The following is a 15,885-nucleotide window of genomic DNA, read 5'->3' on the forward strand; positions in this document are numbered from 1 at the left end:
GTAATAGAGATGAGTATGAGGGAGTAAGTTATGAAGAAACAGCCAAAATATATGGAGGTTTATACGGAGGTAAAGAAAAAAATTGCCAATGGAACCTATCAAATCGGCGAAAAATTACCTACAGGCGATGAACTTGCGCATGAGTATCAAACAAGTAAGCTCACTGTGAAGAAAGGTATTGATATGCTAGTATCAGAGGGAGTTTTACGAACACGTAGTGGATTCGGAACGGAAGTTCTACGCAGACCAATTGATAATTCGAAAGTGTTTGGACCAAATGAAGGTCTTTTTGATTTAGTAGGGGAAGAACATGTGACTTCTGAAATCCATACGTTCTCAATTGAGTTGCCATCGAATGAAGTGGCAGAAATTTTAGAAATAAATCAAAAAGAGTATGTCTATAATATTATTAGAAGTCGTTTTATTGATGAACAACCGTATTCTATTGAGCAAACGTTTATGCCACTTTCTGTTATACCGGGGTTAGAACCAAAGCATTTGAAACGTTCTGTATATGGCTACATTACAAATGAGCTTGGTCTAGAGATTAAATCTTCCCATATTTGGATCAAAGGTGATGTGGCAAATGACTTCGATGCGGAAATTCTTTCTGTAAAACCAGGCGAGTTTATGATAGAGGTAGACAAAGTGGTGTCATTGTCATCTGGTGTACCGTTTGAATATTCTCTTTCGAGACATTTATACAAAGATTTTATTTTTGAAGCAGTTTTTGTTGAGAAGTGAAGACCAACGAATTTCGTTGGTCTTTTTTTGACTTTTGAAAAAGATATATAATTTTAAATAAAGATATTTACTTTTTTAAAAAGCTGGTGTATGATCATCCCATAAGCAATCGCTTACAACTAAAAAAGGAGACTGATCGGGATTATGAGTAAAAAAGATGCTATTTTTGAAAAGTTCGGAGTAATAGCCACAAGGCTAGGGAACCAGATTCATCTTCGAACACTAAGGGATGCTTTCGCCACTTTTATGCCTTTTATGATGTTGGCGGGATTTGTTACATTGATCAACTATGTTATTTTAGAGCCAACAGGATTTATGGGAAATATCATTGATCCAGCAACATTAACGACGATTCAAGAAATCGGGACTTCCATCAGTAATGGAACGCTAAGTATAACGACGCTATTAGTTGTTGCGGCAGTTTCTTATCATATGTGTGTTAGCAGAAATTATACAAATCATATTGCTGCTGTTCTAGTCGCTATTTCAACGTTTATTGTTCTCACCCCTATGATGACGATGTTTACACCAGAAGGAAGTCAAGAAGCGCTGGAAGTAGGTGGGGTTATTCCTGTCACTCATACTGGTGCGTCAGGAATGTTCGTTGGAATTTTTGTGGGCTTAGCTGCTACGGAACTCTTTATTAAGTTATCTAATAATAAAAAGTTACAAATTCAATTGTCAGGAAATATCCCTCCAGCTGTGTTGAAGTCTTTTAACGTCCTTATTCCAATCATGATTACCGTGACTACCTTCGCAATTGGTTCATTTGCTGTCAATCAATTATTCAATATGGATGTTAATTCGTTGATTACTACTCTAATCACTGGGCCTTTAAGTAGGGTAACGACAGGTTTACCAGGGTTCCTCTTAATTACCTCAATTGCAAATCTCTTTTTTGGGTTTGGAATTCATCAAGCAGTGATATCAGGTTCACTTCTCGATCCGTTCTTGATTCAAAATATGCAAGAGAATATGGCTGCTTATGCGAATAGAGAAGATATTCCACATATCATAAACATGGCATTTAAAGATACGTTTGCTGTTATGGGAGGATCAGGAAATACTATTGCTTTGCTAATTGCTATTTTTATCTTTAGTCGTCGTAAAGATTACAAAGACTTTGCAAAATTATCCGTAACTCCAGCACTTTTTAATATCAGTGAACCAATCATTTTTGGTTTACCAATTGTTTTCAATATTAGTTTGATTATTCCATTTGTATTGGCGCCGATTTTTTCCCTAACAGTTGCATATTTTGCGACAGCTGTTGGTTTGATCAATCATGTAGTCGTGCAGATACCTTGGACCACTCCTCCCGTCATATCTGGATTTTTAGCAACTGGTGGCGATTGGCGAGCATCAGTCTTGCAAATTGCGATCATTGCTGTGAGTGTTTTTATCTACTTACCATTTTTACGTATCGATGAAAAAGTTACCTCAACAATAGGAAATGAAGAGGCAAATGATTGAGAAGAGGAAACTTCACAAGATTTTTTGAAGTCTTCTCAAACCAAAGGGAAGAGAAACAAATAAATTGAACAAATTTGTATATCAAAAAGAGACCACATAGATACATGTGAGTCTCTTTTTTTTGTGGAAATATCAATCAGTGAACTTGTGAATAGAGGGAAAGAATTACCTGAAGAATTTTTTTTACAAATCTATTGAGTTTCCATTCTTTTTCTCACGGTTTTGGCTAACTTTTCAATAATATACATTGCCGGTATCTGTGTTGTAATATCAGCTTCATTAATTTTTTCTAGCGAAATATTATAGGTTATTGCAATATCAGCTAATTTAGAAAGTGTTGAATTAGAGCTGCTGGTAATTCCTATTACTGAGCTTTCTGATAGATTCAAATGATTTAAATATTGAATGATTTCTGTGGTCTCGCCCGAAACGGATAAAGCGACGATACACATTTTTTTTGCTAACTCAGTGGATAGGTAATTAATAGGGTAATTACTAGGATCTTCAATGCGAATCGCCATGTTAAATAGTGACGAGAAATAAAGAGAACCATATTCAGCAACAACATTTGAGGAGCCTACGCCAATAAAAATAATCAGCTCTTTTTCCATCAATAAGTGAACTGCCTCATCAAATTTATCTTCAAAGAATTTGTCTTGTGTCCGTGCTAAAAAATTCAAGAGTTCACTCTCAAAATCAAGTGTTTTTACCTCTTTTTCTTCTTTAAGAGATTCGAGATACGCACTGAGGTAAATTTTAAATTCAGAAAAACCGGTACAGCGAAATTTTTTACAAAAGCGTAGTACGCTGGCAGTACTCGTATGACTTTTCTCAGCTAATTCACGAATACTCATGGAAGCAACTGCATTTACGTCTGAAATTATTGCTTTATATACTTCAATATCCGTTTCATTTAAGTCTGGTTGATAGTCAAGAAACAACATAGTAATCCCCTCCTGTTACAAATTGTAACAGGATTGTAACCGGTGTCAATCTTTTGCTTTTGTAACCGTTTACTTAAAGGCGGTATTTATGGAGATAAAAATAATCTATACTGACCATGTAGTTAAGTTAAAGGAGTGTTTCAGGATGGATAAAGGAATAAAAATTGCAACAATTGGCGGTGGATCAAGTTATACACCAGAATTGATAGAAGGATTTATTAAACGATATGCTGAATTACCGATTTCAGAATTATGGCTTGTGGATATTGAACAAGGAAGAGAGAAATTAGAAATTGTTGGGGAACTTGCTAAACGTATGGTAAAAAAAGCGGAACTTCCAATGAAAATTTATATGACTCTTGATCGTGAAGCGGCATTAAAGGATGCGGACTTCGTTACGACCCAATTTCGTGTAGGTCTTTTGGAAGCGCGAGCGAAAGACGAGAGAATCCCTTTAACATATGACACGATTGGACAAGAAACGAATGGTCCAGGAGGGCTTTTTAAAGGATTACGCACGATTCCCGTTATCTTAGAAATAGTGAAAGACATGGAGCGTCTTTGCCCAGAAGCATGGCTGATCAACTTTACTAATCCAGCTGGCATGGTGACAGAAGCTGTCTTACGCCATAGCAATATGCGTAGAGTAGTAGGTTTGTGTAATGGACCAATTGGAATAGAACGTGGCATTGCAGAAACATTAAAAGTACCCAAAGAAGAATTATATGTTGAATTTACTGGACTAAATCATATGGTTTTTGCGAAAAAGATTTATCATAAAGGGATTGATGTGACCCAAAAAGTACTTACATTGATGACGCAAGATGCTGGTGATGCAGTTGGTCTGAAAAATATTGCTGATTTAGAATGGGAACCAGATTTTTTCCGAACACTTGGCATGATTCCCATCGGCTATTTAAGGTATTACTATCAAACAGCCACTATGTTGTCTGAGCAAAAACAATCAGCAGAAAAAGAAGGAACTCGTGCAGAAGTTGTGCAGAAAATCGAACATGAATTGTTTGAACTTTATAAAGATGAACATCTAGCAATCAAACCACCTCAATTATCAGAACGTGGGGGCGCTTATTATAGTGAAGCAGCATGTAATTTAATTAATTCCATCTATAATGACAAACGTGATATTCAAACGGTCAATACAAGAAATAATGGAGCCATCAGTGATATCGATTGTGATTCAGCGGTTGAAGTAAATTGTTTGATTACAAAACAAGGACCGATCCCTTTGACTACAGGTGAATTACCTATTCCTATCAAAGGGCTAGTTCAACAAATTAAGTCTTTTGAACGTATAGCGGCCCAAGCAGCTGTTACGGGAGACTATAACACTGCTTTATTAGCGATGACGATCAATCCCTTAGTTCCAAGTGATAGGACAGCAAAGCAACTACTTGATGAAATGCTTTTGGCACACAAAGAATATCTGCCGAATTTTTTTAAAGGAGAATGACAATGAATATAAAATACTATGTTGAGGCAAATTACCAGGAAGTCAGTAAGATCTGTGCAAAACTCATTTTAGATGTCTTGAAAGAAAAGCCAAATGGGTTATATTGCTTTGCAGGTGGTGATACACCCGTAGGAACGCTTAACATCATTGCAGAAGCAGCAATCAATAAAGAAATAGATTTATCCCAGGCAAAGTTTATTGAACTAGATGAATGGGTTGGAATCGATCCGAAAAATGAAGGCAGTTGTATATCCTATTTGAAAAGAAACTTATTCAATCGGGTTCCTATTGACCTAAAGCAACTTCACACATTTGATCCTTTAGCCGATGATTTAAATGAGGAATGCAAAAAAGCTGATAAATTTATCGAGGAGAATGGAGGATTAACACTGAGTTTGCTTGGGGTTGGAGTAAATGGTCACTTAGGTTTTAATGAGCCTGGTTCGTCCTTCGAAGATAAAGCTCATATAGTGATCTTAGACGAATCAACCCAAAGTGTTGGGAAAAAATATTTTTCAGACGAGAAAGTTGATCGTACGAAAGGAATTACGTTAGGGATAGGACAATTATTACAATCTGGAACAATGATCGTACAAGCTAGTGGAGCAAAAAAGAAATCTGCGATACAACAATTTCTAAGCGGTACGATTACAAAAGAGTGTCCAGTTACTTCTCTATGGTTGCACAAAGATCCTGTGTTGGTGGTTGATAAGGAAGTCGTGAACTAAAAGGAGGAAAAACGATGCAGGTCATTGAGAACAAGGTATTGCCTATATTGCTGAAAATAGGCAATAGTAAACACTTAGTTGCTATAAGAAATGGGATTTCCATGACGATTCCTTTTACTATTGTTGGAAGTATCTTCCTAATCATTGGTAACTTTCCAATACAGTCATGGATGGATTTTGTGTCAAATTGGGGGCCGCAGTTGAATGCACCAGTCAATGTTACGTTCGGAATCCTTGGACTGATATCTGCAATTGGCATAGGCTATCATTTAGGAAAAGAGTTTGGTGTTGATGCTATTTCTAATTCGATGCTCACAACTATCGGCTTTCTTCTAGCAACATTAAACGATGACTGGACGATAAATTTGGCTAATTTTGGTGCTAGTGGTATGTTTACCGCGATCATTGTTGGGGTATTTGTCACTCATGCTTTTAAATGGTTTGTCACTCATAATATTGTAATAAAAATGCCAGAAGGTGTGCCGCCCACTGTAGCAACTTCTTTTGCAACGTTAATCCCAGGAGCATTTATTCTGACCGTTATATGGATCGTCAGAACTTTATTAGGGGTTGATATCAATGAAATCATTACTATTGTTTTCCAACCTTTAATGCAAGGGATGGGAACACTCCCAGGCATGCTGCTATACACACTTCTCGTTTGTTTGCTATGGATATGTGGAATCCACGGAGACAATGTTTTGTCTGGAATTGCGACCCCTGTTTTCCTAAGTTATCTTGCTGATAATACGGCAGCTTTTCAAAGTGGTGTAGAAGTTCCTCATGTTTTTGCCGATGGATTTTGGATTGTCTTTATGTGTTTAGGCGGAACTGGAGCAACACTAGGTCTAGTGTTAAATATGCTCCATTCCAGAAGTAAGATGTATAAGTCGATTGGACGATTATCATTGCCGTCAGCTATTTTTTGTATCAATGAACCGGTTATTTTTGGTTTGCCTATTGTGATGAATCCTGTAATGCTTATTCCCTTTATAGCAACGCCTATGGTCCTATGTATCGGTACGTATATCCTAATGAATATTGGTATAGTAGGACCGATTGTTATTCAAGTTCCATGGACTATTCCTCCTATTATTGGTCCTTATTTAGCTACTAATGGTAGTATTGGAGCAGCCGTTTGGTCTTTTGTATCAATTGCTATCTCATATTTTATTTATATGCCATTTTTCAAAATATTGGAAAAGCAGCAAGTGAAAAATGAAACCGCAGAGGCGCAAGAAACGGAAACAACGATTCCTGTGAGTATAAGTGAGTAGATAGAAAAAGCTTATTTTCCATCATTCATTAAGATAAGTCTTTTAGGTATCAGAAAATAACTTTAAAAAAGTATATTGGAAAAATGACGATTGCTTTTAATGATTCTGATAGTTTCAATAATAAAACAACAAATAGCATCAGTATCTAAGCGAATCAGTAAATGATTCGCTTTTTTTAATGTTGTATTTTTTATCCATTTGTTTCTATCAACAAAACCTTCTCGGATACTATATTGGATGTTATGGTAATCCTTGAAATCACCTCTTCGGTCCATCGTTAAAAAAAAACGAAGTTTCAGTTGTACCGAGAAATGATGGCGATTTCATTTTGTGCAAGCTATAGTTTAGGTGGGGGTAGCAAATATGATTCATTTCAAATTGACGTATCTGTTTTCAGAACCAAATGTTGAGGCGTTTCTTGATTTGACGAAGTGGAGGGATGAGGATTTTTTGGCGGAGATTGCCAAAATCAATCAAATCACTGAACAGCGGTTGAATCAACGAATCATGATTCATGAGGGAGAAGTTTTGATTCCTTCACTGATTCAACGAAAATGGCCGGAAATTCTTTTCGATGTCCAGAAGAATACGTTGTTTTTTTCGGAAGAAGAGCGGCGGTCCATGATTTATCTTCTGACTTTTTCAGCAGTGAAAGATTTATCCGTCTATCAGTTTCAAGAGCTGTTCTATGTCAGTAAAAATACGATTTTGAAGGATGTAAAGGGGATCAGAGAGGAACTTGCAGCTTTCAAGATTCAACTATTGTACTCTCGAAAATATGGCTTTTATCTAGAGGGAGAGGAATATCAGATTCGCGCTCTTGCCTTTCGAAAGGTCAGCACGTTATCCAATACGAAAAACGGGAACTTGCTCTTATTTGAGGGAATCTATGAGCAGGATAAAACGATATATGTTCAAATCAGAGATCGTTTGTCCGCAATACTGACTGCCTTCAATCTGGTGATCGTTCCGAGTCGCTTCGAAGAAATGCTTTATTTTCTTAATTATCTCTCCTTTCGGATGGCAGAAACGGCTGTTTCTTTAGCGGAGACAGAAATACCGCTGCTCCAGTCGCTGCATGTCCATCAAGTCAGTCAGCAGTTTTTAGCAGAATTTCCTGACATCAAAGATCGGAAAACAGAAGAACTTTATGTAACGATCCTGTTGAAAACGATTCTGCAAGGAGATATCGAAGATACTTCATTAGAGTTTTTATTGGAATGTGCCAGTAAGATCATTCATGAAATGGAACGGCTGGCAGCTATCGAGTTTGTGGACTATCGCACCCTTTTGATGAACACATTCTATCATCTTGTCCCAGCGTATTTTCGAATCCGCTACGGTTTTCCACTGGAGAATGTACTGATTGAAGAAATCAAGCTGCAATACAATGAGTTGTTTGAACTGACGAGACGAGCACTGGGTTCTTTAGAAGACCTCGTCGGCACGATCCCTGATGAAGAAATCGGTTATTTTACGATTTTGTTTGGTGGAGAAATCAGTAAACAAAAGGCCAAACGTGATTACTTCCAACTGAATGCATTAGTCGTTTGTCCCAGTGGCATCAGTTCATCCTTGATTTTGGAATCAGAATTAAAGGAACTGTTTCCCCAGATCCATTTTTTGCCGGCTCGTTCGATCGAAGAGTATGAAAATGTTCGGTTTAATGAAGAGATTGATCTGATTTTTTCCAGTGCGCCGATCAAAACCAAACGACCCTGTTATGTGATCAATCCGATTATGACACCCATTGAGAAGGATGAACTGGTTAAAAAAGTACAAGCGGCATTTTTCCCTTCAAAAACTGGATTGCATTCCATTGACGATGTGTTAGAAGTGATTTTACCCTATGTTGATTTAAAAGCAGGAATCAGTAAGCAAAAGCTGAGAAAAATTTTGCAAAGAAAAATCAATCGAGAATTGAATAGAAGGGAAGACCAACGTCCGATGTTATCAGATTTATTAACAGCAGAAACCATCCAATTTACCGAGGTGCCGCTGACTTGGCAAGAAGCCATTCGAGCAGCTGCTGCGCCATTAAAAAAGACCAATAAAATTGAGGAGCAGTATATTACCGCCATGATCAATAAAGTGGTGGATCACGGTCCCTTTATCCATATTGGAAAAGGCATCGCTTTGCCTCATGCACGTCCAGAAGATGGGGTCAATGCCATCGGGATGTCGTTATTAAAAGTCAAAGAACCAGTGCTTTTGAATGATGATCCGCAACACCCCATTCACGTGTTTATATGTTTGGCGGCGGTTGACAATGAACTCCATCTAAAAGCGTTAGCGAGTTTAACTAAAATTTTGTCGAATAATGAAAAACTAACTGCGTTACTTTCCGCAACCAATGCGGATCAAATAATTGAAGTGATTAGAGAAGGAGAAGATGAAAAATGAAATTTGCAGCAGTGTGTGGGTCAGGATTAGGATCAAGTTTTATGGTGGAGATGAATATCAATTCTGTATTAAATGAACTGGGTGTCTCAGGCGTGGAAGTGTCCCATTATGATTTAGGAAGTGCTGCACCCGATATGGCGGATGTTTTCTTCGTTGGCGGCGATTTAGCCGATAGTGCGCAGCATCTAGGTGAGATCGTAGTTTTAGACAGTATTATCGATCTCGATGAATTGAAGCAAAAGGTTCAAGCCGTTTGTCAGGAAAAAGGATTACTATAAAAAGGAGTAGACAGTCATGAACGAATTTTTAGATATTCTTGTTGATATCGCGAGTACCCCAGCGATCTTAGTTGCGCTGATCGCCGTTTTGGGGAATGTGCTGCAGAAAAAAGACATTGCCACGATCGTCAAAGGGGGCATCAAAACCTTTGTTGGGTTTCTCGTGGTCACTGCCGGGGCTGGAGTGATCGAAAGCTCTCTGGCGCCATTTGGGGAGATGTTCCAAGCAGCCTTTAACATGCAAGGGGTCGTACCAAATAACGAAGCGATCGTTGCGCTAGCGTTGACAACTTACGGCACCTATACCGCACTTATTATGTTAGCCGGAATGGCCTTCAATATTTTGATTGCCCGTATCACTCGCTTTAAATACATTTATTTGACTGGGCATGCCACGTTGTATATGGCGTGTATGATTGCGGTTATTTTGAGCGTTACTGGAATGAATACTTTTAATCTAGTTTTATTTGGGGGCTTAGCGTTAGGGATCTGTAACACGATTTTCCCAGCGATCGCACAACCGTTTACCCGAGAAATTACTAAAAATGATTCCGTCGCATTGGGGCATACGGGGAACTTCGGCTACGCATTGAGCGGGTTGATTGGGAAATACGTCGGCAATAAGGAAAAATCTACCGAAGACATCAATTTTCCGAAAGGCCTGTCTTTCTTGCGGGATTCTACTGTTAGTATCACGATTACGATGGCGGTTGTATACGTGATCGTAGCAATTTTTGCTGGGAGTGAATTTATTACGGAAAATCTTAGCAATGGCACGAACTCGATCATTTATTCGTTGCAGCAAGCAGGTTCGTTTGCCGCTGGTGTCTTTGTGATTTTAGCTGGTGTCCGTCTGATTTTGGCAGAAATCGTACCAGCCTTTAAAGGGATTTCTGAAAAGCTTGTTCCTAATGCGATTCCTGCATTGGATTGTCCAATCGTCTTTCCTTATGCGCCAAATGCTGTTCTGATTGGTTTTCTAACCAGTTTTGTCGGAGGGATCGTTAGTTTGATCATCATGGTCTTCACAGGAACAACCGTTATTATTCCAGGTGTCGTGCCCCATTTCTTCTGCGGCGCAACAGCAGGTGTTTACGGCAATGCAACGGGTGGTGTGCGAGGCGCTGTCATTGGTTCCTTTATTCATGGGATCATTATCAGCTTCATGCCGATCTTGTTGATGCCAGTCATGGGGGATCTTGGGTTCCAAGGATCAACTTTCTCTGATACCGACTATGGGGTTGCAGGGATCTTCCTAGGAAACCTAGCCAATATGGGCGGTCAAATCGCCATCTTCTCAGGGATAATTGCGGTAGTCGCGGTCTTGATCGGATTGACGATTTTCAAGAAAAACAGTCGGGCAAAATCTGTTTCTGAATAAATAGAGGATGGAGGGATAAATAGTGGCAATCAGTGAACAAAAATACCACGAGCTTGAAGAATTAGCGGCAAAGATTCGTTTAGATACCCTTTGCAGCATCAAGAAAATGGGGCAAGGCCATCTGGGCGGCTCCTTTTCAATTGTTGAATTATTGGCCGTTTTGTACGGCAAACAGCTGCGAATCAATCCACAAGATCCACAGTGGGCGGATCGTGACCGACTCGTCTTGTCAAAAGGGCATGCTGGCGCCGCCTTGTATAGTGCATTAGCAAATACGGGCTATTTTGATCGGTCGTGGTTATGGACGATCAATGAGGGCGGCACGAGACTGCCTTCCCATCCGGATCGCTGGAAAACGCCAGGGGTTGATGCCACCACAGGTTCACTGGGACAGGGGACTTCCATGGCTGCTGGGATCGCGACAGGCCTGCGCTTGGCAGGCAAGGACAATTTTGTTTATTTGATCGTTGGAGATGGCGAACTAAATGAAGGACAGTGCTGGGAAGCCTTCCAATACATTGCCCACTTTAAACTGAATCACTGTATCGTCATTATTGATGACAACAAAAAACAGCTAGATGGGCCAACCAAAGACATTCTTGATCCCTTTGACATCCAGCAGAAGATGACTGCTTTTGGCTTTTATACAGAAAAAGTTCCAGGGGCAGACATGCAAGCCATTGATGAGGCAATCGAGCGCTGCAAAGCAATCGAAGACCAAGCGGTTTGCATTGTCTTGGACAGCGTGAAAGGACAAGGCGTTCCTTTCTTTGAAGAACTAGATGCCAATCACTCCGTGAAGTTTACCACGGATGAGATCAATCAAGCGGCAGAAGCGGCAATCAAAGAATTGACGATAAAAATCGAAGGAGGACGCTAAGGCATGTTTACATTAAGCAAAACCACTGCTGCTGGTAAAGAGCTGCGTACTTGTGTCGTTGACACATTGGTGGAACTCATGGATGAAAATAACCAGCTAGTTGCGTTAGATGCCGACCTTGGTTCTGCCAGCGGCTGGACCACGATTGCCAACAAACATCCCCAACGCTTTATCAACATGGGGATCGCGGAAGCCAATATGGTTGGTGTCGCAGCTGGCTTGAGTTTAACTGGTTATACACCTTTTATCCACACCTTTGGGCCATTTGCAACGCGTCGGGTATTCGATCAGCTGTTTATTTCTGGCGGCTATGGCGGCAATACGATCAATATTTACGGTTCTGATCCAGGGTTTGCAGTCGGGCACAACGGCGGCACCCATACGACATGGGAAGATGTGGCTTTGATGCGAATGATTCCCCAATCGGTCGTCTGCGATGCAGCGGATGAAGTCCAAATGGCGTGGATCATAAAAACCTTTAGCCAATTATCAGGCATTCATTACGTACGAGGCAATCGGAAAGCGGTTCCGATGATTTATGAAAAAGGCTCGACCTTTAAACTAGGAAAAGGCAATATTTTAAGACCAGGCGATGAACTGTTGTTGATTGCTAGCGGACAATTGGTTTCTGAAACACTGCAAGTGGCAGAAGAATTAGCAGAAATAGGAATTAGCTGCGAAGTGATCGACATGTTTACCATCAAACCAATCGATAAAGAATTGATCCTCCGCGAAGTTCAGGGGAAACGGCAAGTCATCACCATCGAAAATCATTCTATTACCGGTGGACTAGGAAGTGCCGTCGCCGAAGTGCTTGCTGAAACAGGCAGTGCTGTCCCCTTAAAACGTATTGGTGTCAACGAACGATTCGGTCAAGTCGGCACACCCGATTTTTTGCAAAAAGAATATGGCTTAGATGCTGCTTCAATCAAGCAGCAAATAGTCGAGTGGAAGGTCAAGGGATAGAAAAAGGAAGCATCAGCGAATCAATGGTTGATGCTTCCTTTTCATTCCTTTCAGATCTTGTATAAAAAGCGTCAAACAGCGTGTCAGTCCTGCTGTTTGACGCTTTTTTATGAACTAAGACAAAAACCAGCGCCGTAAGTTTTCTGCTTCGGTTAATGGAAAGTAGAACAGCTTACTTTCGGTGAGAGTATCTTCGGTTTTGATGGTTAGCTGTGACTTGCCAAGCCCTCTTTTGTGCTGCCAATGCGTGGTGGTGACAGTGAAATCTTGGATTTTATTTTTCTTCAGATAAGCGGTCACCTTCGTAAGACCGCGGATCGTTTGGCACAACAATACGTGGTTATCTAAAAATTGATAGCCTTGTATTTTGCCTCGCCAGATGCTTGATAACACGAAGGAGCCAAAGAACACGAAGAAAATCAGCGCTAACCACCAGAAAAAGAAGGCAGAGATTCCTACAGCAAGCAGTCCGATCAGCAGCGGCCAACGGCAGAAGTACCAAAAGTTGGGTCGTGGATTTTTCACTAGAGCGGTTTGTTGAAACGACCATTCGGGTAAAAAGCGGGTCAATGTTTCGGTCAGCTGCGCCTCTTTCAAAATGGGGAACAGATAGACCGTATCGTCGCTTTCTGACGAACTGCCAGCAGCCAGCAGTAATTTGACGGAGCTTAGATGAAAGATTCTTCGATAAAGGTTTTGTTCGACACTCAGCCCTTGGATCCTAGCGAGGGGAATCGTTTGGTGACGTTTAGAAAACAAGCCTTGCGTGATCAACAACTGTTGCTGGTTCGTTTTCACCGTAAAGCCATAATAGCGGAAAAGATTCCTGGCGATCGCAAGGAAGAAAAACAAAATCAGCAGCCCGAGTAAAATTGCAGCACCTAATAAAAGGCCAATTTGCTGCAATTCCGATGCATAGGCAAAGAAATTGGGAATGTTGTCGATCACGTTGTAGCCGATGACTAGAACCAAGGTGAAAACAGAAAAATCAGTGAGAGAAAACAAGAAAATCTCCTTGAATTTCAAAGTGAATGTTTCTAGCGGCGGCTTGGCTGACTTCTCAGCCGAAAACGCAGCGTAATCGTCGGTTGGTTCTTCTCCAATAGCTGCTTGGGCATTCGGCTGTTGTGGTGTCGCCGCCTTTTTTGACGCTTCGATGGAGGCAATGAGAGCCAGCGGCAATGCGGGGAAAAGAATTTCGGCTTCGCCACTCGAACTTGCGGCGCTTTCCAACTTCACTTCAGCTAGTTTAAACGGACGTAAATAAAAGTAATGATTCTCTTGAATCGTTTGTATGCGTTCAAATGGCAAAATCGTTTGTTTTTGGATAAAGAGTCCTTTGTTGACTAGTACACTCGTTTGATCGATTTGAAAGGTAAAGCGAGCGTAAGACAGTACCGCAAAAAGGAGACAGACCAGTGAAAATAGCAGAATGCCGCCCAGAATCATCGGAAAAGAAGGGGCGTCGTTGAATAATTTGAATACAAGCAAAAATGCTAGTACCAGAAAATTTTTGCAATTTTTGAACCAATAAAGACCGATACACAGCAACGGCAGTCGTTGTTTTTCATAGATCATCTTTGACCACCTCGACTAAATTCATGATGGTTTCTCGCAAGCGTTCGGCTTGCGCCACTGGCAAGCCTTCAATGGTGTGGTTGGTGGCAGCCGTATGGATCTGTAAGGAGACTAAAGCGTATTTTCGCAAAAAGATCCCTTGGTCCGTTTCGATGTGCTGGATTCGACGGATCGGAATATACGTGGTGCTGCGAAATAGATAGCCACGTTGAATAGCGATATCCTTTTCTTGGATCTCGTAGCGATGGAATTTGTAACGGTAGCTCATCAACACAAAAGAAAGCAGATGACTGATCAAAGTCAGTGCCAATAGGCTTGACCAAAGGGCGAACACCCAGAAATGAAGCCAGTTTTGCATGGATAAAAACCAAAAAGAAGCAGCGAAAAGTAAACTGAAAATGATCAGTGAAGTAATTGTCCGCAACCGCCAAACACGGATGATGGTCTGAGGCATTTGTTCATTTAATAAGGGATAATTCAAGGGAAACGTCCTCTCTATAAAAAAATGTCTAATAAGTATAAATATAATGGTGCAGTGTAAGAAAAACAAGAGGCAAGGGAGAATTCAGAAAGGACAGCTGGCTCGATTGCGAAAAGATATGTGAGAAATCTTCTTATAAAACAAGGAAGAACTGTCGTCTAATAACCTAAAAAAAAAACCGTCTTAGATGACGGTCCTAGGGGGATCACATTCAGATGTTTTCGTTTAAAACAACCAATCATTGGTTAAAAAAACTTGGATTACAGTGATCGCTTAGAAATACCTTATGAGTAAAACGAGAAATTCTCTCTTTATCTCAGTCTTTATTTATCGAATAGTACGAACGATTTTTTCGGACTTCATTGAAAATGAAGAGAACAAAAAGCAAGGTAAGGATGGCACATACTATCCTAATTATTGACGGATTACCGATTTCTTCAAGCAGCAGATAGAGCACAAGACCCAAAGCCAAAACATAAACACCTGTCCAAAAGGCGCATTTGCTCATTGACTTTGAGATTGCCTGACTATCTGCTTGTGCTTTTTGGTTTTCAGTCAAATCATTGTATCCAGCTATCAAGAAGCCCCATTTTTGTTTGCGAAACTGAACACTACACAAAAAGCATCCGAGAGCAAATGCAACGACCAAAAGGTAAATCAACCAATACAAGTTTTCTCACTCCTTTCTTATCGTTCAAGAACGATCGTTAGGTTTCGTGTTTCAACACCACTCATTCAGCGAAACGTCGAACCATCGTAATATCTGTTTCCAAATAGCCCATTTTTTTGTATAGCTGATACGCAGATTGATTATGGGCAAAAACGTGCAAGCCGATCTCAGTGATGCCTTGCTGGATCGCCCACTTTTCCAAAGCTTGTAACGCTTTGGTGCCATAGCCTTTTCCTCGCTGGTCTTCCTCGATGATAAAGTCATAGATGAAGGCTTTCTGGGCAGCTGTGTTGATCCAAATCACCCCGATCGGTTCACTAAAATCAGCTGCAAATAAAGAAAACAAGTGATTGTTTTCAGTGGCAGTCCCTTGAGGAAGTAAAGAAGCAAAGCTTTCTTTGGCGAGGGAGAGGGCCTCGTCTTTGGCCCATGTGCCTGCTTGGACTTTGTCATTGGCGTATTCGAAAACAGCATTGGCTAAGTAGGCAGCGTAGTAGCTGTCTTTCATTGGTATTAAGTTCATCTATTTCTCCTTTCGTCCTTTTGGATTCTCCCTATCTTGCAGAATGATTGCAGTAAGGGGAAATGGGGACGCTTGATTGGTAACTATT

Annotated in this window: 15 protein-coding genes; 10 read left to right on the forward strand and 5 right to left on the reverse strand. The window is 40.4% G+C overall.

What is annotated here, in order from left to right:
• Nucleotides 1–30 precede the first annotated feature (30 nt).
• Together IGI69_RS02680 and IGI69_RS02685 are read left to right on the forward strand one after the other, a co-directional pair.
• Entirely contained in the window at nucleotides 31–744 is a 714-nt protein-coding gene (locus IGI69_RS02680; RefSeq protein WP_005227520.1) for a GntR family transcriptional regulator, read from the forward strand.
• Between the two features lie 144 nt (nucleotides 745–888).
• Nucleotides 889–2,217: a PTS sugar transporter subunit IIC gene (locus tag IGI69_RS02685; protein WP_074536599.1), complete on the forward strand. Its 1,329-nt coding sequence runs from the start codon at nucleotides 889–891 to the stop codon at nucleotides 2,215–2,217.
• 191 nt (nucleotides 2,218–2,408) lie between these two features.
• On the opposite strand, the gene IGI69_RS02690 is transcribed toward IGI69_RS02685, so the two are convergent.
• Nucleotides 2,409–3,161 (reverse strand): MurR/RpiR family transcriptional regulator, encoded by a 753-nt coding sequence (locus IGI69_RS02690; protein ID WP_438739639.1) that lies wholly within the window; start codon nucleotides 3,159–3,161, stop codon nucleotides 2,409–2,411.
• 145 nt (nucleotides 3,162–3,306) lie between these two features.
• Here IGI69_RS02690 and IGI69_RS02695 point away from each other — a divergent pair, with 145 nt between their 5' ends.
• The 8 genes from IGI69_RS02695 (at nucleotide 3,307) to IGI69_RS02730 (ending at nucleotide 12,545) form a co-directional block, all read left to right on the forward strand.
• A complete protein-coding gene (locus IGI69_RS02695; protein WP_074536597.1) occupies nucleotides 3,307–4,632 on the forward strand; it encodes a 6-phospho-beta-glucosidase in 1,326 nt (441 codons plus the stop codon).
• Nucleotides 4,633–4,634: 2 nt separating this feature from the next.
• On the forward strand, nucleotides 4,635–5,360 hold the full coding sequence (locus tag IGI69_RS02700) for a glucosamine-6-phosphate deaminase (RefSeq protein WP_438739642.1): 726 nt from the start codon (nucleotides 4,635–4,637) through the stop codon (nucleotides 5,358–5,360).
• Nucleotides 5,361–5,374: 14 nt separating this feature from the next.
• Nucleotides 5,375–6,637 (forward strand): PTS sugar transporter subunit IIC, encoded by a 1,263-nt coding sequence (locus tag IGI69_RS02705; protein ID WP_438739644.1) that lies wholly within the window; start codon nucleotides 5,375–5,377, stop codon nucleotides 6,635–6,637.
• A 363-nt stretch (nucleotides 6,638–7,000) separates the two neighbouring features.
• On the forward strand, nucleotides 7,001–9,040 hold the full coding sequence (locus IGI69_RS02710; protein WP_438739646.1) for a BglG family transcription antiterminator: 2,040 nt from the start codon (nucleotides 7,001–7,003) through the stop codon (nucleotides 9,038–9,040).
• Nucleotides 9,037–9,318, forward strand: a complete 282-nt coding sequence (locus IGI69_RS02715) for a PTS sugar transporter subunit IIB (protein ID WP_005227537.1) — start codon at nucleotides 9,037–9,039, stop codon at nucleotides 9,316–9,318. The genes IGI69_RS02710 and IGI69_RS02715 overlap by 4 nt, the downstream gene beginning before the upstream one ends.
• A 16-nt stretch (nucleotides 9,319–9,334) precedes the next feature.
• Nucleotides 9,335–10,699: a PTS ascorbate transporter subunit IIC gene (locus IGI69_RS02720; RefSeq protein WP_005232062.1), complete on the forward strand. Its 1,365-nt coding sequence runs from the start codon at nucleotides 9,335–9,337 to the stop codon at nucleotides 10,697–10,699.
• A 22-nt stretch (nucleotides 10,700–10,721) separates the two neighbouring features.
• Nucleotides 10,722–11,579, forward strand: coding sequence for a transketolase (locus IGI69_RS02725; RefSeq protein WP_005231438.1), 858 nt, complete (start codon nucleotides 10,722–10,724; stop codon nucleotides 11,577–11,579).
• 3 nt (nucleotides 11,580–11,582) lie between these two features.
• On the forward strand, nucleotides 11,583–12,545 hold the full coding sequence (locus IGI69_RS02730; RefSeq protein WP_438739648.1) for a transketolase family protein: 963 nt from the start codon (nucleotides 11,583–11,585) through the stop codon (nucleotides 12,543–12,545).
• A 114-nt stretch (nucleotides 12,546–12,659) separates the two neighbouring features.
• Here IGI69_RS02730 and IGI69_RS02735 read toward each other — a convergent pair whose 3' ends face one another.
• The 4 genes from IGI69_RS02735 to IGI69_RS02750 all read right to left on the reverse strand — a co-directional run bounded on the left by IGI69_RS02735 (nucleotide 12,660) and on the right by IGI69_RS02750 (nucleotide 15,797).
• Complete coding sequence (locus IGI69_RS02735) at nucleotides 12,660–14,123, reverse strand: PH domain-containing protein (protein ID WP_438739650.1); 1,464 nt, start codon at nucleotides 14,121–14,123, stop codon at nucleotides 12,660–12,662.
• Nucleotides 14,113–14,604, reverse strand: coding sequence for a PH domain-containing protein (locus IGI69_RS02740; RefSeq protein ID WP_005227545.1), 492 nt, complete (start codon nucleotides 14,602–14,604; stop codon nucleotides 14,113–14,115). The genes IGI69_RS02735 and IGI69_RS02740 overlap by 11 nt, the downstream gene beginning before the upstream one ends.
• Before the next feature lie 316 nt (nucleotides 14,605–14,920).
• Entirely contained in the window at nucleotides 14,921–15,274 is a 354-nt protein-coding gene (locus IGI69_RS02745) for a DUF3784 domain-containing protein (protein ID WP_373192800.1), read from the reverse strand.
• Nucleotides 15,275–15,335: 61 nt separating this feature from the next.
• Nucleotides 15,336–15,797, reverse strand: coding sequence for a GNAT family N-acetyltransferase (locus IGI69_RS02750; protein WP_438739653.1), 462 nt, complete (start codon nucleotides 15,795–15,797; stop codon nucleotides 15,336–15,338).
• Nucleotides 15,798–15,885 lie beyond the last annotated feature (88 nt).

Source organism: Enterococcus sp. DIV1083b (assembly GCF_051713705.1).
Classification (GTDB): domain Bacteria; phylum Bacillota; class Bacilli; order Lactobacillales; family Enterococcaceae; genus Enterococcus_D; species Enterococcus_D casseliflavus.